The sequence below is a fragment of the Bradyrhizobium sp. 521_C7_N1_3 genome (assembly GCF_052075975.1).
In the GTDB taxonomy this organism is placed as follows: domain Bacteria; phylum Pseudomonadota; class Alphaproteobacteria; order Rhizobiales; family Xanthobacteraceae; genus Bradyrhizobium; species Bradyrhizobium japonicum.
Window position 1 is genome coordinate 10,151,752 of sequence record NZ_CP197232.1, and the last position, 17,156, is coordinate 10,168,907.

The 17,156-nt window shown below is 59.2% G+C and carries 11 protein-coding genes and 1 tRNA gene; 9 read left to right on the top strand and 3 right to left on the bottom strand.

What is annotated here, in order from left to right; all coding sequences use genetic code 11:
* The 4 genes from AB7008_RS48100 (at window position 1) to AB7008_RS48115 (ending at window position 2,958) form a co-directional block, all read left to right on the top strand.
* Window positions 1-1,050: a sensor domain-containing diguanylate cyclase gene (locus tag AB7008_RS48100; RefSeq protein WP_441261140.1), complete on the top strand. Its 1,050-nt coding sequence runs from the start codon at window positions 1-3 to the stop codon at window positions 1,048-1,050.
* Window positions 1,051-1,108: 58 nt separating this feature from the next.
* Window positions 1,109-1,185 (top strand) — tRNA-Arg (locus tag AB7008_RS48105).
* A gap of 74 nt (window positions 1,186-1,259) precedes the next feature.
* The gene (locus AB7008_RS48110) at window positions 1,260-2,204 is read left to right on the top strand and encodes a HipA domain-containing protein (RefSeq protein WP_441261141.1); all 945 of its coding nucleotides are present in this window, start codon (window positions 1,260-1,262) and stop codon (window positions 2,202-2,204) included.
* A gap of 1 nt (window position 2,205) precedes the next feature.
* Window positions 2,206-2,958 carry an HIRAN domain-containing protein gene (locus AB7008_RS48115; protein WP_441261142.1) on the top strand — a complete coding sequence of 251 codons (753 nt, stop codon included), beginning with the start codon at window positions 2,206-2,208 and terminating at the stop codon, window positions 2,956-2,958.
* Window positions 2,959-2,960: 2 nt separating this feature from the next.
* Here the strand turns inward: AB7008_RS48115 and AB7008_RS48120 are convergent, their stop codons facing one another.
* Complete coding sequence (locus AB7008_RS48120) at window positions 2,961-3,686, bottom strand: TIGR02391 family protein (RefSeq protein WP_441261143.1); 726 nt, start codon at window positions 3,684-3,686, stop codon at window positions 2,961-2,963.
* 76 nt (window positions 3,687-3,762) lie between these two features.
* Window positions 3,763-4,254 carry a hypothetical protein gene (locus tag AB7008_RS48125; protein WP_441261144.1) on the bottom strand — a complete coding sequence of 164 codons (492 nt, stop codon included), beginning with the start codon at window positions 4,252-4,254 and terminating at the stop codon, window positions 3,763-3,765.
* Window positions 4,255-4,664: 410 nt separating this feature from the next.
* Between AB7008_RS48125 and AB7008_RS48130 the strand changes: the two genes are divergently transcribed.
* Genes AB7008_RS48130 through AB7008_RS48140 form a run of 3 tightly spaced genes read left to right on the top strand, consistent with a single transcriptional unit; the run spans window position 4,665 to window position 10,649 of the window.
* Window positions 4,665-6,251, top strand: coding sequence for a type I restriction-modification system subunit M (locus AB7008_RS48130; protein ID WP_441261145.1), 1,587 nt, complete (start codon window positions 4,665-4,667; stop codon window positions 6,249-6,251).
* On the top strand, window positions 6,241-7,476 hold the full coding sequence (locus tag AB7008_RS48135) for a restriction endonuclease subunit S (RefSeq protein ID WP_441261146.1): 1,236 nt from the start codon (window positions 6,241-6,243) through the stop codon (window positions 7,474-7,476). Before AB7008_RS48130 ends, AB7008_RS48135 begins: the two co-directional genes overlap by 11 nt.
* Complete coding sequence (locus AB7008_RS48140; protein ID WP_441261147.1) at window positions 7,473-10,649, top strand: type I restriction endonuclease subunit R; 3,177 nt, start codon at window positions 7,473-7,475, stop codon at window positions 10,647-10,649. Before AB7008_RS48135 ends, AB7008_RS48140 begins: the two co-directional genes overlap by 4 nt.
* Before the next feature lie 353 nt (window positions 10,650-11,002).
* Here the strand turns inward: AB7008_RS48140 and AB7008_RS48145 are convergent, their stop codons facing one another.
* Complete coding sequence (locus AB7008_RS48145) at window positions 11,003-11,536, bottom strand: hypothetical protein (protein ID WP_441261148.1); 534 nt, start codon at window positions 11,534-11,536, stop codon at window positions 11,003-11,005.
* Between the two features lie 771 nt (window positions 11,537-12,307).
* Between AB7008_RS48145 and AB7008_RS48150 the strand changes: the two genes are divergently transcribed.
* On the top strand, window positions 12,308-15,322 hold the full coding sequence (locus tag AB7008_RS48150) for an nSTAND1 domain-containing NTPase (protein WP_441261149.1): 3,015 nt from the start codon (window positions 12,308-12,310) through the stop codon (window positions 15,320-15,322).
* Between the two features lie 97 nt (window positions 15,323-15,419).
* Window positions 15,420-17,114: a hypothetical protein gene (locus tag AB7008_RS48155; protein ID WP_441261150.1), complete on the top strand. Its 1,695-nt coding sequence runs from the start codon at window positions 15,420-15,422 to the stop codon at window positions 17,112-17,114.
* Window positions 17,115-17,156: the final 42 nt, after the last annotated feature.

The following is a 17,156-nucleotide window of genomic DNA, read 5'->3' on the forward strand; positions in this document are numbered from 1 at the left end:
ATGGCGAAGCCGCGGAAAACGTCAGCAAAAGCCGTCGACGTCGCGGATTCCTATGCCGTGCGGCTGATGCAGCATCTGGTGGTGCCGACCTTCGTGATCGACCCCAAGCGCCGCGTCGTGATCTGGAACAGAGCCTGCGAGCGGCTGACCGGCGTCCCCGCCGCGGAGGTGATCGGCACGACGAAACACTGGCAGGCCTTCTACGAGACCCGGCGCCCCTGCCTCGCCGACCTGGTCGCGCTCGACCGTCCCGAGCAGCTGCCGGAGTTTTATTCGGAATATGCCGCACGCGGCCATAACGGGCTCGGCTTTTCCGCGGAGAACTGGTGCGTGATGCCCAAGCTCGGCAGCCAGCTCTATCTCGCGATCGACGCCGGCCCCATCCACGACGAGGCCGGCCAGCTGATCGCCGTGGTGGAGACGCTGCGCGACCTCACCGATCAGAAGCGCGCCGAGATGGCGCTGAAGGAGCTCGCCACCAAGGACGGGCTGACCGGCCTGTCGAACCGGCGCGCCTTCGACCAGGTGCTGATGAGCGAATGGGCCCGCGCCCAGCGGACGCAGAAGCCGATGGCGCTACTGTTCGTCGACGTCGATCATTTCAAGCTGTTCAACGACCGGCACGGCCACCAGAGCGGCGACGAATGCCTGCGTGCGGTCGCTGATGTCGTCAGCCGCCATGCCGTACGCCCGCTCGACCTTGCCAGCCGCTATGGCGGGGAAGAGTTCGCGCTGATCCTGCCCGAGATGGATTGGGATGCCGCCTGCGCCATCGCCGAGGCGATCCGCCTTGCCGTCATGGCCTTGCGGATCGCTCATGGCGCTGCTGGCGCCGGCGACCATGTCACCCTCAGCGTCGGCGTCGCCAGTCATATTCCGACCGAGGCCGACGGCAGCCCCGACCGGCTGCTGGGCGCGGCCGACGGGGCGCTCTATGCGGCAAAACGGCTCGGCCGCAACCGCGTCATCTGCTCCGAACGCCTGCTTGCCGAATTCGCCTGTCACGGCCGGGAGCCGGTTCCTGGCCACGCCGCGCGCAAATCGGCCTGAAAACGGCCGGCGAGAAGCGGTTGCCCGCCCCACGCCAATCGGCTAAATGAACTCCGCTGCACCCGTAGCTCAGCTGGATAGAGCGTTGCCCTCCGAAGGCAAAGGTCACACGTTCGAATCGTGTCGGGTGCGCCAGCAAAATCAAGCACTTGCTGTTATATTGCCGCTCCGAATGCAGGGCCGGGTAAGCACAGGGTAAGCACCAGAACTTGCAACCATTTGACCAATTCCCCCAAAGCGAACCGGTCGATGTAGCGGCTTGGAATGTCGACCCAGATTTCGCGGTACATCCTGTTGGTTCGAAGCCGAAGCGGATGGTGCAGTGTCCCGATCCAGCCCCACAGCCATTCCTCATCCCTGGACACGCATATCTCTTTAAGGTCGCTCACGCCTGGCGGGCTCAACAGCTTTGGTCTGAATTTATTGCCTACAGGATTGGAGCTCTTGCAGGATTAGATGTGCCTCCTTGCTACTTGGCCATAAACAGCAAAACGGGCGAGGTCGGTGCGCTGATCGAGTTCTTCTTTGGATACCCTGGGCAAGATACAAAGCGATTGGTCCATGGCATCGACATAATGCGGCGCCTGAAGCTGGGATCTGACACAGGAAGAACGCACGGCGTTAGAGCCAACGTACTCATCGCGCGCGCATTTAAGGTCGGCGCCGAGGTCGAGTGGTGGGGAAGAACGCTCACCTTTGACGCTCTCATAGGCAACACCGATCGACATACAGAGAATTGGGGCTTTCTGTTTGATAGGAAGCCGGGCGAAAAGCTGGTCGTAACCATGGCACCTGCCTTTGATAACGGCACAAGCCTAGCTTACGAAATCACTGATCAGGCTCTACAAGGCGCCGCCGCGGCCGAGCGGCTCAAAGAATACATAGCGAAAGGACGACACCACTGCGGCTGGGAGCTAGACGAGATAAAGGGAGCTCCACATATAGACCTGTGTGCGCGCTACCTCTCTAGCTTTCCGGAGGCTGGCGCAGCGATGAAAAATGTGATTCGATTCGAAGAAGCTCAAATCAGCGCGATCCTGGAGTCCTGCACTAAATTCAATGTTACGGTTCCATTCAGCCCCCCGAGGGCCGACATGGTCTTGAAATTGATACTGGAGCGCAGACGCCAATTATCAGTCGCTTTCGGAGACTGAGATGGAAAACTGGATCAGGAAGGCCCCCCAGCCCTCCCAACTGTTTCTAGCATGGCAGGCGCCTGATCAGTTCGGGGATCGCTTTCGTTGGGCAATTGGCGTCCTCCGCCGTGATGGCAGCGACTTTGCCTTCCGCTATTTGAAAGAAGGTCCAGAGTTTGAAGCAGCCAATCAAGGCCGCACGCTCTCGGAAATTCGATCGCTCGGCTATGATGGATACCCAGCGTTCAAGATAAGGGACGAAGTCTACAAAGGCGATATCGGCAGCGTTTTTATGCGTCGGCTCCCACCACGCACACGGTCCGACTTTGGCGAGTACAAGCAGCAGTTCAGGCTTGCTCCCGAAGTAATGCTTTCCGATTTCTCCCTACTAGGCGTCACTGAAGCGAAGCTTCCAAGCGACGGCTTTTCGTTAGTGGATCCGCTCGACGCGGGCGAGACGGAATGCGAGCTCATGCTCGAAATTGCTGGCTTTAGATACTATGTGGCCGACCTGCCTCGAAGGCCGAACATTGGCGACGTCGTCACGATAGCAGCGGAGCCCGAGAGCAAGTTCGACCCGAACGCCGTAAAGGTTTGCCTCGACGGCCGAAAGATCGGCAACATTAACCGGCTTCAATGCCAGACCTTTCTGCGGTGGCTCCCAGATCGTCGCGTATCGGCCGTGATCGAACGTTTGAATGGATCTGCAACTAAGCCGCGCGCGTTTATATTCACAAGAATCCGCCCCAAGGCTTCCAGCATCGCGGCGTGAGCTTACGAGATTGATTGAGCTCGCCTACTGCCGACAATGCGCAGAAGATGACTCGCAATTATCAACATCTCTGCCGCTTCTTTCGGGTCAGATAAGTCAACGTTCCTATGGCTTCTCGGGTTCTTGAAGACGCTGACGGCGCCGGCCATGAATTGCTGCATACCCTGACGTTCACCGGCCGGGTCGGAGGCGAGCATCAGCGGACCGTTTTCAGCATTGAATGCCTTGGCCACCATGGGCATGCCATGGGCCTCGGCCGAGAGGCCGGCAGCCTCTCGTATTTCGGTTTCGACTAGCTTGAATGCCTCGAACACGGCAGCATCGTAGCGGCCGATCTTGAATATCTCCGCTGATGCGTTTCGCACGTCTGGATGCAATAGAAATTCAGGAAGAAGCCGTTCGATCTGAAATCTTTCGAGATCGGCTTCCGGTTCAAACTCACTCCCCGCCCTGCTGAGGACGTACCAGGCTCCCGACGACTGGCTTAGATCCGGCACCGCGAGCAGCATCTGTTGGGCCCACATCATGCCTTCCGAAATCCGTTGCATGAGCCAAGGCGGAGAACCCTGGTTGGCGAACCAATGGTTGATGTCTGTCTGAAAGTTGTGCGGCGAGAAGCGCCCGTGCTGCACCTGCATGTGAAGCACGATTGCGATGCCGACCTGTTCTGGCGAAGCTTGGTTCAGCTGCGCAGTTGACTTAAAGGAGTGATTGAAAAGTTTTGGCACTATAAGCCTCACTCGCTGTAGTTAATTCAGCCCCAGGCCCAAATACCAATCGACCTTCAAGGAGCGTGTTTAGCCCTCAGGCTTCATTCCACTTATTGATCTCAGATCGCGTTTTGATTGCTCTGATCACTAGAGCTGTTGTCAAAATAATAGGGCCATAAATGTCGGACACCCCAAGTTTGTCCGACACCGTCTCTAGCCTATTGAGCGAGGTCAGTGCACCAACGCCGCCCAAACAAAGATAGACGTAGTCTAACTCCTTCACCCAGTTTGATCCTCTCCATCGGGTTAGTTTTGCACCAAGGCCATGCCTTAACGCATCACTTAGGAGCACAAACAAACCTAAGCCGTACAAGACACTGACTTCGGCCAGATTCCAAAACTTGATGTCTTTCCTGCCTGACCATGTGTAGACCAACGCAAGCGCGACACCCATCATTATGACTGTCCGCATAATTGACGCCGCGACGTCCGAACTCTTCCTCGGGTCCTCGACAACGAAATGATCAAACACGATCAGGCCGATGAAGGCCCATCCCGCTATCGACACGGCGTCTTGCCACTCCATTCACCTGCCTCTCAGCATATCGACCGCCAAATAAGTTCTTTATCCGAAGTAGCGAGGATACTCCCTCCTCCCATGAAACTTTTCCAAAACAAGAGTCGCCTTTGATCTTGTCAGTTGCATGCTTGACGTGGTCAATCAAGCCGCGGATACGCTTCTTCGCCTGTTGCTCTGGATTTGAAGACCGACAGGCGCAGGATCGGCACTAATGTACGCGCCATCTATCGCATCAAGCTTCCGGCCAAGCGGTCTAGATTCGCTTGGCGCAGCGCTCGTCTGCCGGCAAATCGGCTTCTCGCGGTGGGAGGACACGCAACTTAAGGCTTAACGATTTTTCGTGGTCTATTAGATCGGCTACGGGTATCAAGGCAAGGTGGGCCCATCGATGGGCGCAGGCAGGGGTGTCCATCTGAATGAATCAAGACCTCAAGAAAGCCCTCTGGGCGGCCGCAGACAAGTTGCGCTCCAGCATGGACGCGGCCGAGTACAAACACATCGTCCTGGGCCTCATCTTCCTCAAGTACATCAGCGACGCCTTCGACGAGCGCCGCACGCAACTTCTGGAAGCCTTCCGCGACAAGGCCAGTGATCTCCACCTGCCGGATCCCGCCGACCATGCGGACGCGCTGGAGGAGCGCGACTACTACACCATGGCCAACGTGTTCTGGGTGCCGGCCGAGGCGCGTTGGGAAGCCATCCGCGCCCAGGCCAAGCAGGCCGACATTGGCGTGCGCATCGACGCCGCGCTGGAAGCCATAGAGGCCGACAACCCGCGCTTGAAAGGAATTCTCGACAAGCGCTTCGGCCGCACCCAGCTCGAACCCGGCCGCCTGGGCGAACTGGTCGACCTCATTTCGACCATCGGCTTCGGCGAGGGCCACCGGGCGAAAGACCTGCTCGGCGAGGTCTACGAATACTTCCTTGGCCAGTTCGCCAGCGCCGAGGGCAAGAAGGGCGGCCAGTTCTACACGCCAGCGTCGGTAGTCAAGGTGCTGGTCGAGGTGCTGGCGCCGCACCAGGGCCGCGTCTACGACCCCTGCTGCGGCTCCGGCGGCATGTTCGTGCAGAGCGAGAAGTTCATCGAGGCGCACGGCGGAAAGGCCGACGACATCAGCATCTATGGCCAGGAGGCGAACCCGACCACCTGGCGCCTGGTCGCGATGAATCTCGCCATTCGTGGCTTCGCGGCGGATTTGGGCAAGGAGCCGGCGGACACCTTCCACCGCAACCAGCATCCCGACCTGCGGGCCGACTACGTGCTTGCCAATCCCCCTTTCAACATCAGCGATTGGGGCGGCGAGCGGCTGGCTGACGACCGGCGCTGGACGCATGGCACGCCGCCGGCCGGCAATGCCAACTTCGCCTGGCTGCAGCACATCCTGCACCACCTTAGCCCGCGCGGCCAATCCGGCGTGGTGCTGGCCAACGGCAGCATGAGCTCAAACCAGAACAACGAAGGTGCCATCCGCAAGGCGATGGTTGAAGCCGACGTGGTGGACGTGATGGTGGCGCTGCCGCCGCAGCTCTTCTTCAACACACAGATCCCGGCGTGCTTGTGGTTCCTGGCGAAGGACAAGAGCGGTGCTGCGGTGCCGGGCGGCAAGAAGGGGCGTGACCGGCGCGGCGAGGTGCTGTTCATCGACGCGCGCAAGCTCGGCCGCATGGCGACGCGCGTGAACAGGGTGTTCGACGATGAAGATGTGGCGCGCATCGCGGCGACCGTGCATCGCTGGCGCGCCGATGGCGAGGACGGCGCCGATGAACCCTATGCCGACGCGCCCGGCTTCTGCCGCCCCGTGAAGCTGGCCGAGATCGCTGAGCACGGCCATGTGCTGACGCCAGGGCGCTATGTGGGCGCCGAGGAGGTTGAAGACGACGACGAGACCTTCAACGAGAAGATGGAGCGGCTGACCGCGCAGCTGGCCGAGCAAATGGCTAAGGGAGCGGAACTCGATGCGGTGATTCGGGAGAAGCTTGGGGGGATGGGGTATGCGATCTGAGTGGAAGAGCGCACGCCTCGGAGAGCTTGGAAGAATCGTTACCGGTAAGACGCCGGCAACGGAAGATGCTGACAACTTTGGGGGAACGATTCCATTCCTCACCCCATCGGACTTTGTGGATGGTCAAAGACGAGTAAAGACCGCTCGCACACTTTCTCGGCAAGGAGCTTCTTTGGTGAAAAACTGCTTCGTCCCTCGAGGCGTAGCGGTTTCCTGTATTGGCTGGCAGATGGGGAAATCGGTGCTAGTCGACGAGCCGACAGTCACCAATCAACAAATCAACACCATAGTTCCCGATGAGAACCTGATAGACCGGCTTTTCCTCTACTACTCATTGGCTTCCATCCGAGACAAGATATTTGAGTTAGGCGCCACTTCAACACGCACTCCCATCGTCAACAAGACGACCTTTAGCTCTATCGAGATTCTGCTGCCGTCTCCAAGGCATCAGAGGGCCATTTCGGGACTGCTTGGAGCCATCGACGACCGTATCGACCTCCTTCGCCAAACCAACGCCACCCTCGAATCCATCGCCCAAGCGCTGTTCACGAGCTGGTTCATCGACTTCGATCCGGTGCGTGCGAAAGCGGATGGCCGCGAGCCGGAAGGCATGGATGCTGCCACGGCAGCGCTTTTTCCGGCAGAGTTCGAGGATTCAGCGCTGGGATTGATTCCGAAGGGATGGGCGCCTGCGCGCCTCGGCGGCATCATTGATCTCTTATACGGCAAGGCACTCAAGGCGACGGAGCGCCGCGAAGGTCTCATACCCGTCTATGGGTCTGGCGGCATCACTGGCTACCACGACGAGCCCCTAGTCCACGAAGGCTCGGTGATCGTGGGAAGAAAAGGGACTGTCGGGAGCTTGTACTGGGAAGATGGGCCTTTTTTTCCCATCGATACGACCTTCTATGTGCGACCAAAGTCAGTCCCTCTGACGTTTTGCTACTACGCAATGCGGCGTCTTGGGCTTGAAACCATGAACACAGACGCGGCGGTTCCAGGATTGAATCGCGAGAACGCCTATAGGATTGAACTGGTTCGTCCGTCCGATGCCGTCCTACGCGCATTTAATGAGTTGGCCGGCTCATTGCGCGCAGCAATTCTAAGCAACGACACGCGCCAACGGGTGCTTGCGGGCCTCAGAGACACCCTGCTCCCCCGCCTCATATCTGGCAAACTCCGCCTGCCTGAAGCCGAAGCCAAGCTCCAAGAGGCCGCTGAATGAGCGGCATCAGCGAGGATGATGTCGAGCAGGCGATGCTCCAATGGTTGTCGGGCCTGGGTTGGTCCACCGCGCACGGCCCCGACATCTCTCCGCCAGACGCCAGAACGCCGGGCACCGAGCGCGCCAGCTACCGCGAGGTGGTGCTGGCTGGGCGGCTGCAAGACACCATCGCTCGTCTCAACCCGCACATCCCCGCTGGTGCCCGCGACGATGCTCTGCGCCGCGTCCTGAATTCAAACGTCCCCGGCCTGGTCAACGCCAATCGCCAGGTGCACCGCTGGCTGGTCGACGGCGTGCCGGTCGAATTCCAGAAGGATGGCGAGACACGCGGCGACCGCGTGCGTCTGATCGACTTCACCGACGTGGCCGCCAACGACTGGTTGGCCGTCAACCAGTTCAGCGTGCAGGGCCCGAAGCTGACGCGCCGACCTGACGTGGTGCTGTTCGTTAACGGGTTGCCGCTCGTCGTCGTCGAGCTGAAGAACCCCGGCGACGAGGACGCCGACATCTGGGCGGCCTGGAACCAGTTGCAGGCCTACCAGCAAGACATCCCCGACCTGTTCAACGCCAACGCGCTGCAGGTCATCAGCGACGGCATCCAGGCCCGCATAGGCTCGCTCACCAGCGACCGCGAGCGCTTCATGGCCTGGCGCACCATCGACGGCGTGGCCACCGACCCGCTGGGCGCAATGCGCGAGTTGGAGACGCTGGTGCTGGGCCTATGCCGGCGCGAGTTGTTGCTGGAGTACCTGCGCCACTTCGTGCTGTTCGAGGACGACGGTCGCCTCGTCAAGAAGGTGGCTGGGTATCATCAATTCCACGCGGTGCGGGCGGTGGTGCAGAGCGTGCTGAAGGCCTCGGCGCCCGGCGGCTCCCGCAAGGGTGGCGTCGTATGGCACACGCAGGGCGCCGGCAAGAGCATCGAGATGACCTGCCTGGCCGGCGCCTTGATGGCGCACCCGGACATGGGCAACCCGACCCTGGTGGTGGTGACCGACCGCAACGACCTGGACAACCAGCTCTTCGGCGTGTTCGCGGCTGCGAGCGAGATGCTGCGCGAGACGCCCGCGCAAGCCGACACCCGGCCCGAGCTGCGCCGGCTGCTGGCCAACCGGCCCTCGGGCGGCATCATCTTCACCACGATCCAGAAGTTCACGCCGGGCGAGGACGAGGACACGTTTCCCGTGCTCTCGGACCGGCGCAACATCGTCGTCATTTGCGACGAGGCGCACCGCAGCCAATACGGTTTCGAGGCGCGCCTCTCCGGTGAGCCCATGTCCAACGGCGCCATGAAGGCGGCGGCAGGTGAGGGCAAGGGCACGACAGCGCCAGCCGTCGCCGGCTCCAAAGCGGTGCGCTACGGGTACGCCCAGTACCTGCGTGACGCCTTGCCCGGTGCCACCTTCGTTGCCTTCACGGGCACGCCGGTGTCGTTGGATGATCGCGACACGCGCGCTGTGTTCGGCGACTACGTCCACATCTACGACATCGAGCAGGCGGTGAAGGATGGCGCCACCGTGCCCATCTACTACGAAAGCCGCTTGGCCCGGCTGGAGCTGAAGGAGGCCGATGTCACCCAGCTCGACAGCGAGGTCGAAGAGCTGACCGAGGACGAGGAAGGCGATGCCGCCAAAGTGGCCAAGCTGCGGCGCTGGGCTGCCTTGGAGCAACTGGTCGGCGCGCCGCCGCGCATCCAGAAGGTGGCGGCCGATATCGTGGCCCACTTCGAGAACCGCCTTTCCGCGATGGACGGCAAGGCGATGGTCGTGGCGATGAGCCGCGACATTTGCGTGCACCTCTACAACGCCATTGTCGCGCTGCGGCCCGAGTGGCACAGCGAAGACCCCATGCAGGGCGTCATCAAGGTGGTGATGACCGGCTCGGCCTCGGACAAGGCGCTGCTCAAGCCGCACATCTACCCCAAAGAGGTGCGCAAGCGCCTGGAGACGCGCTTCAAGAACCCCGCCGACCCGTTCAAACTGGTGATCGTGCGGGATATGTGGCTGACCGGCTTCGACGCGCCGTGTCTGCACACGATGTACGTCGACAAGCCCATGCGCGGCCACAACCTGATGCAGGCGATAGCCCGGGTGAACCGCGTCTTCAAGGACAAGCCCGGCGGCCTGGTGGTGGACTACATCGGCATCGCCAACGAACTGAAAGCGGCGCTGGCCGACTACACCCAGGCCCACGGGCGCGGCAAGCCGACCATCGATGCCCACGACGCGCTCGCCGTGCTGCGGGAACAGATGGATGTGCTGCACGGCATGCTGCACGGAGTGGAGTACGGCGAATTCCACAGCAAGGCATGGCAGTTGCTGCCGGCCGTGGCCAACCACGTGTTGGGCCTGGACGACGGCAAGAAGCGCTTCGCCGATGCGGTGCTGGCGGCGAGCAAGGCCTTTGCGTTGTGCTGCACGCTGGACGCCGCGCTGGCTTACCGCGACGAACTTGCCTTCTTGCAGGCGGTGAAGGCTGCACTGACCAAGCACGGCGGCAGCGACAAGAGACTCACGGACGAGCAGAAGGAGCACGCGCTGCGGCAGATCATCAGCCGCGCAGTGGTCAGCGACGAGGTGGTCGACATCTTCTCGGCCGCCGGCTTGAAGCGACCGGATATCGGCGTGCTCTCCGACGAGTTTCTGGAGGATGTGCGCCACATGAGGGAGCGCAATCTCGCTGTCGAGCTGCTGGAGCGGCTGCTCAGGGGCGAGATCAAGTCGCGCTTCAAGACCAACGTGGTGCAGTCCGCAAAGTTCTCCGACCTGCTGCAGCAGAGCCTGACGCGCTACCGCAACCGCGCGGTCGAGACGGCGCAGATCATCGAAGAGCTGATCGCGATGGCCAAGAGGTTCCAGGAGGCGGCCCGGCGGGGCGAGGACTTGGGCCTGAACGCTGACGAACTGGCCTTCTATGATGCGCTGGCCACCAACGAGGCGGCCGTGCGCGATCTGGGTGACGACACGCTCAAGAAGATCGCGGTAGAGCTGACGCTCAGCCTACGCAAGTCGGTAACGGTCGACTGGGCCAAGCGAGAAACGGTGCGCGCCAAGATTCGGGTGATGGTGAAGACGCTGCTGCGCCGCTACAAGTACCCGCCGGACAAGCAGGAAGAGGCGACTGAGACGGTGCTGAAACAAGCCGAGGCATTGTCGGAGGCCTGGGCCGCCTAGCCGTCGATGGCTACCTTGGCGCGTACTCGCGGTGGTGCAACGGCTGCCGGCCCACAAGTCGCAATTGACGGTCGACGCGCGTTCCGTGATGCTGGAGCGCAACGAGCCCGTCTGCTTACTCTCATAACAGGCTTAGCTGGTCGCTTCGTTCCGATCCCGGTTCTAGGGCCTATGGCAGCCTCTCTCGTCGCTCATTTCCAACGCGGCTGGTTACTGGCGGGCACCACCGGCGGACGCTCTATGAGGCTGCCATAATGACGCAAGTCCGTCGCTTAGCACTTGTGCTTTCGGTGGTAGGCGTCGGACGTGCGTCACGCTTCAACCTGAACCGCCGTACGCCTTGAGGCTGCCGATCATTCGGCGAAGACAGATGCCCGAATCTCCAGCATCGCACGTTCGGACAGGCCGAGCGCTTTAAACTGTTCGGCCAACGCGCGATCCAGCTCTGCATCCGTCATTCGCGCAAATGCTCCAGGCTGGTCAATCTCATGTCTGTGTACAAGAAGTCCCGCAATCTTCGCGGCCAGCTTCAACCCGCTTATGGCTGCATCCAGTTCCGGCTTGAAGGTTCCTGTCGCATCGCCATTCCGGTCGCGCACTGGGAGCCCGCGGATCGACAAATCAATTACATGCTTCAGTCGGAGAATGATCCACTCTTCCGTAAGAGCGGCTCGCGCTATTCCGATTTCCCGCGCTTTGGCCTCGCTGTTGGTGCGCTCGCTTACGATCTCACGAACTCGAGCTTCGATGGATGGCTTCCTACAGAGCCTGCTCGCATTCGCTGGCTTATAGACGTAACCAGCCGCCCGGTAGGCCTCCGCCTGGCTCTTCCCTGAAGCAAGAGCGTTGGCGATAATTTCGTGCTTCGGTTTCGATAGTATGGGCATCGGGCGTCTCGTTGTCCTTATCCACGTTTATCACAAATTTATCTGATCCATGTCCTCCCACTCCGAGTCAACGGGCGACGTAGTGACGTGTCGCGGCTGGTCCTAAGCGCGGCTCACCCCACGAGGGCCTTTCATTGCTTAGCACCGATATAATCCGCGCCCCATAGCCGCTGACCAAGCGGAGACTATCTAGGACAGACCGGATAGTGTCGCGTTTCGCGGATTATCAAGCAAAGCTCGCTCGATAGCGAGCTGCCAGATGTGCGTCTAAGTGGTCGTCTCGATACGCAAGAGACTTTGAATGGCTTTGACTAAACCTTGACGCGCAAATCAGAGCCGTCGATCTTCAGCGCGCCGCAATGGCCGGGGCCGTGAAGACCGCCAATGCGAGGACGGTCCGCCGCACCCTCATTTGATCGAAATGGAATTAGTGAAACTCGCACAAGAAGGGCATCGCCCGCTGTTTTATTTTCGGCGTGTAGCGCTGACCGCTGAGGCCTCGCCGGCCGCACGGTGGTATAACCAAGTCGCGTTGCACTGCCGACCTGGACCGGACGGCCGACCTAGGGCGGTGACCTGAAAATTGGGTCAACTGTGAACTGTTTCACATCTCACTCTTGGAATCTCGCGCTATCGTTTCGGGTCGGTAGCAGTATGGGCGAGCGCACAAACACAAAAGGATCAATCCTTTATTGTCGCACATCGAGGCCGGCGCTCGTCCTCTGGTAGTGCTAGGAGCTTGAACTGGAGATATGTGCGGGACTTGGTCCGATGTACGATGTCTTCATAAGTTACAACTCGCTCGATCACGAGGCCGTCGTAAAGGTGGCCGAGGCGCTACGCGGTCGCGGGCTCGCACCTTATCTGGACCGATGGTATTTGGTTCCCGGGATATCCTGGGTCGATGCATTGGAAAAGCCTCTTGCGAAGTGCCGCTCGGCTGCAATCTTTCTAGGCCTCCACGGCCTTGGACGATGGCAGCAACGAGAGAGGGATTTAGCGCTCGACCGGCAGACTAAGGATCATTCGTTTCCGGTTATCCCGGTGCTCCTGCCGGGCGCCGATCCGCCGCTCGGCTTCCTGTCGCAGAATACCTGGGTTGATCTTCGGGAAGACGTCACACCCGAGGCGCTAGAGATTCTCGCAATGGCGGTCCAGGGAAACGCCCCAGGTGCTGACCTTGCGGAGCGCGTCGCCGCCACCTGGAATGCAATTTGCCCCTACCGAGGGCTGCGCCCATTCCGCGAGGAAGACGAAGCATTCTTCTGCGGTCGGGAAGCCTTCACGAACAAACTTGTCGACGTTGTAAATAAGCACAATTTGATCGCGCTTGTCGGGGCCTCCGGGAGCGGGAAGTCGTCGGTCGTTCGTGCCGGCCTCGTTCCGAATCTCCGGCGCAGGCGCGACTTCATCTGGGAATTCATTACGATCCGGCCGCAGGACCGCCCTCTCTACAATCTGGCGGCAGGGCTCATTCCGCTGCTGGCTCCGCAGCTTTCGGAGGTCGATCAGCTTCACGAGACGGCAAAACTCGCGGGCTCGTTGTCGGACAGCCCCCTGGACCTGCGCGATGTCGTCGAGAAGATTCTGGCCAAACAGCCGGGCACGGATCGATTGCTGCTGGTGGTCGATCAATGGGAAGAGCTTTACACGCTCTGCAACGACGAGACGACGCGACAACGGTTCATCGCTCACCTCATTGACGCGATGGCAAGCGGACGTTGCTTTGTGATCCTCACGTTGCGCGCCGACTTCTACAACCGCGTGGTGGACGATCGAACGTTGTCCGATCGATTAGGAGATGGCGTCGTCAATATCGGGCCGATGACGCGCGATGAGCTCAGCAGATCGATCACAGAGCCCGCCGCAAAGAACGGCCTTCGGTTCGAAGACGGCCTTGTCGGCCGCATTCTCGATGACGTTGGACGGGAGCCGGGCAATCTTCCGCTCTTAGAATTCTTGCTGACCGAGCTTTGGGAGAAGCGCCACGGCTTGGAACTCGAGCTCACGGTATATGAGGCCATCGGTGGCGTTCGCCGAGCCATCGCCGAACAGGCCGAAAAAACGTTCGAACGCCTGAACAGCGATGTCGAGCGAGAGGCTGCACGGTCGGCCCTGTCGGCGCTTGTCGTGCCCGGGGAAGGCACGGCGGATACCCGCCGTCGTGCTGACTTAAACGATCTTACTACCGCGGAACGCGCCGTCATCGCGAAATTCACTGCGGACCGGCTGCTCGTAACGACGAGAGATCCCAGCGGCAGAGATGTCGTCGAAGTCGGACACGAAGCCTTGATCCGTGAATGGGATCGGTTGCGCCAATGGGTCAACGAGGATCGGGAATTCCTCCGGACCCTGCGGAGAGTCGAGCAAGATGAGGCGGTCTGGCAATCGGGTGGACAGGATCCTAGCCTACTCTTGCCTGCAGGCCGGCGTCTCGTGGAGGCGGAAGAACTACTGTCTGAGCGCCCGCAGCGGATCGGAGCCCGGATACATACCTACATCGACGCCTCGATTAAGTCGGAAAAAGCGAGACAGGAAGGGTTTGCAAGAGCGGAAAAGGAGAAGCAGGACGGGATACGACGGGCATTGATCCGAACGCAGCGCCTTGCGGCCGCAATTATCTTGCTTGCCATTGGCGTCGGATTATCGGCATGGGTCGCATACCGCGCGCGAGATACTGCGGAACGGCACGCCAAAATAACGATAGAATTTTCGACGGGGATCATCGAGAAGGCTGGCGAAGATCTCGATAGTGGCGCCGTTTCGACCAGGGCAGTGCAGGAGTTGTTGGGAATAGCGGAAACCGCACTGAGTAAATTAAGAAATATCGACTCGACGCAAGATCTCAAAGACCAGCAGATTGGTTTTCTGCTAACGGTTTCGGACGTCTATGTAGTGTTGGGAGACAATACGACAGCGCTCGAGAAAGCTTCACTGGCCAATCAGCTTCTCGCCAACGCTGGGTTCGACAACGAAAAAACGCAACAACTTCTTTGGGGAAGCTATTTTCGAGTTGGAGACGCCCTGATCGAAAAGGGTGACAAAGCCAACGCACGTAAAAATTACCAACTGGGGCTGGATATCGCGGAACGGTTTGCCGCTCTAAAACCAGACGACGCAGGCTGGCAGGATCACCTGCTTTTCCTTCATGACAAGCTCGGCGAGGCGCTGAGAATGGATGGCGACACGAGGGGCGCCCTAGAACATTATGATAAGTCGATCGAGATAGAAGAGCGTTTGATCAAGCAGTATCCCGACAAGGTTTCGTTCAAACACCGCATGTCAGCGACTCGGAACAGGATCGGAGACGCCATTGCCGATCAGGGCGATTCAAACAAGGCGCTAGAACAATACCGGACCGCCATGAATCTTTCGAAGGAAGTCGCTCAACGTGAGCCTCAAGATCTGGGACGTCGCGTCACTCTCGCGGTACGTTACAGCAGGATTGGGGCAACTCTAGTGAAGCTCAATGACCGTGCCGGCGCCTTCGACGCACTCAACACGGCTATGGACATCAGGAAGAAGCTCACTGAGAACGACCAGAGCAATACCCTGTACCAGACGCATCTCGCGTCCAGCTTCACTTCTCTAGGAAATTTTTTTGAGGCGGACAAGAAATTCGAAGAGGCCGTTCAATACTATCATGAGGCCGTCAAGATCAGACAGAAGCTCGTCAATAAGGATCCCGAAAACAAAATTTGGCAGCACAGTCTTTCGGACGCGCAGGAAAAGCTGAAGACTGTCCAAAGTAGACAATCGCCAGTTGAAGCGAGCACTACAAAATAGTGACTTCCCGTAGCGAATATACCCGACGTTATTGACGACGCCATTTGGCGCATCTTCTTTTCTCTGTCGTAGTGTTGCTTTAAATTGGAGATTTTTTATGCAACTGCTGCGCACCCTGGTGAGGCTTATAGCTGCGCTGATCATTGGTTCGTTGATCCCCAATGCGCGAGCGGAGATGGCGCCCTACGAACTTGCCAACATCGACTGGAACGCTGCCGTGAAGACCTTCGTGGACACCAATGGAGATATCCTGACCGCCGTTCGGAAATTGAGGGGGTATGACTCGGAAGCGAGGAAAGTAGGTCCGGCAATTGTCGGCGCGGTGATGTCCACCGAGTTGCAGACCATAAACGTGATCGCGTCAACTCTTCGGCCAAACGTATTTCTGGCAGGTGCACCTGTGCTGCTGCCAATCGACTTCAAAAGACTCGCTGGCGAGATAATCGCGTCGGGTCAGATCAAGAATAAGGATGGGCCGGACTCTTATTTTGCTCCACTGGGTTCTTTAGCGTTCTACCCTGGTCCCTATGGGTATAGAGCTTATTTCAGGTTGAAAAACACCTCGACCGTCGTGATTTCCGGATCCAGTGTCTTCTACGATTTGTCGGACGTCGCCGGTGGGCGACTCCCAATTCTCGACAGTTGCGGAACTATTGCGACCAACGCTCATAAGACCGCAAGCAACGACGAGGCTGCGAATAGACAATTCTACACGTATCTTCGCGAATACAGCCGACGCCTCGGATTGATAGACGACAGACGTTTCGGTACGCGCGAAGCGGCCATTTCTTGCCTATTCGCCGGAGCCCTCATTGAGGTCGACATTCTGTGCGACGCTGCGGGGGATCCAGACTGTCAGGTTCGCGACTTGGCACGATTAGTATTCAGCAGACTGACATTCATTGGCGGGTCACCGAGGTCGAAGACAAACCCCGCCGTAAACGACCCGTTGCACAAGCTGGCAAACTCCGTGAATTCGCTTGAGTACGACGCCGCGAACGCAGGACGAATCCGACTACCGTCCTACAGTCGGCCCGGCGACCTTCTTCCGGGGTCGGGTGTACAGGGAGGCGGTGGCTCGGAAGATTTTCATCTCTATGGCCAACTTTTGTTTCCGACCGATCTCCGTGCGGCGGCACAGACCGTAATCTATCGTAAAGATCAGAGGTGCTATCCCGGTGACAAGGACCAAGGTCACACCTGCTTGCATAACGGAATCGAAATCAAAAAAGCTGAAGTCGGAAATTGGCGTGATAACTTTTGCGAGGATCGGGAAGCCAATCGGCTGTACACCTGTCCAGATGGCGACGGCCACGGGCATGCGGGGCAGGATGTATGGGGCAAAAACTGGAACAAACGTACCGCGCATTTTCCGCTCAGGGCCGTGGTGGACGGTGTTGCCTTTCGTCGCTTCCCGGATCAACCGGCCGTGACGATATCCGACATTAACGGGAGCAATATTGACTACATCTATCGTCACATGAGGCCATCGGAATTGACAAGGCATGGCATTCCGAGTTCGGTCCCGAAAGATGTCAAACAGGGGTGTGTGTTAGCGTATGCTGATGGCCTGGAATCGAAGAACAATAAAAAGACAGGCTTGCGGGACGGTAACACGTTCTACGATCAGACCGCGCGGCATTTGCATTTCGAGATCAGGATTCCCACTCGATCAGGCTTCCAGAACGTGTCCCCTTATTGGACGCTGGTGCAGGCGCACAGATTTCAACTGACGAAAGTGCTCCGAGTGGAACAGAAGGACCCATGCGGCAAACCATTCGCGCAGCGCTGACCGATCGACACGATCTGGTTGGGAACGATTGGCGGTAGTCAA

Coding starts and splice junctions, on each gene's coding strand:
- AB7008_RS48145 (WP_441261148.1), bottom strand. CDS start 11,536: ATGCCCATACTATCGAAACCGAAGCACGAAATTATCGCCAACGCTCTT.
- AB7008_RS48100 (WP_441261140.1), top strand. CDS start 1: ATGGCGAAGCCGCGGAAAACGTCAGCAAAAGCCGTCGACGTCGCGGAT.
- AB7008_RS48125 (WP_441261144.1), bottom strand. CDS start 4,254: ATGGAGTGGCAAGACGCCGTGTCGATAGCGGGATGGGCCTTCATCGGC.
- AB7008_RS48135 (WP_441261146.1), top strand. CDS start 6,241: ATGCGATCTGAGTGGAAGAGCGCACGCCTCGGAGAGCTTGGAAGAATC.
- AB7008_RS48150 (WP_441261149.1), top strand. CDS start 12,308: ATGTACGATGTCTTCATAAGTTACAACTCGCTCGATCACGAGGCCGTC.
- AB7008_RS48155 (WP_441261150.1), top strand. CDS start 15,420: ATGCAACTGCTGCGCACCCTGGTGAGGCTTATAGCTGCGCTGATCATT.
- AB7008_RS48115 (WP_441261142.1), top strand. CDS start 2,206: ATGGAAAACTGGATCAGGAAGGCCCCCCAGCCCTCCCAACTGTTTCTA.
- AB7008_RS48130 (WP_441261145.1), top strand. CDS start 4,665: ATGAATCAAGACCTCAAGAAAGCCCTCTGGGCGGCCGCAGACAAGTTG.
- AB7008_RS48140 (WP_441261147.1), top strand. CDS start 7,473: ATGAGCGGCATCAGCGAGGATGATGTCGAGCAGGCGATGCTCCAATGG.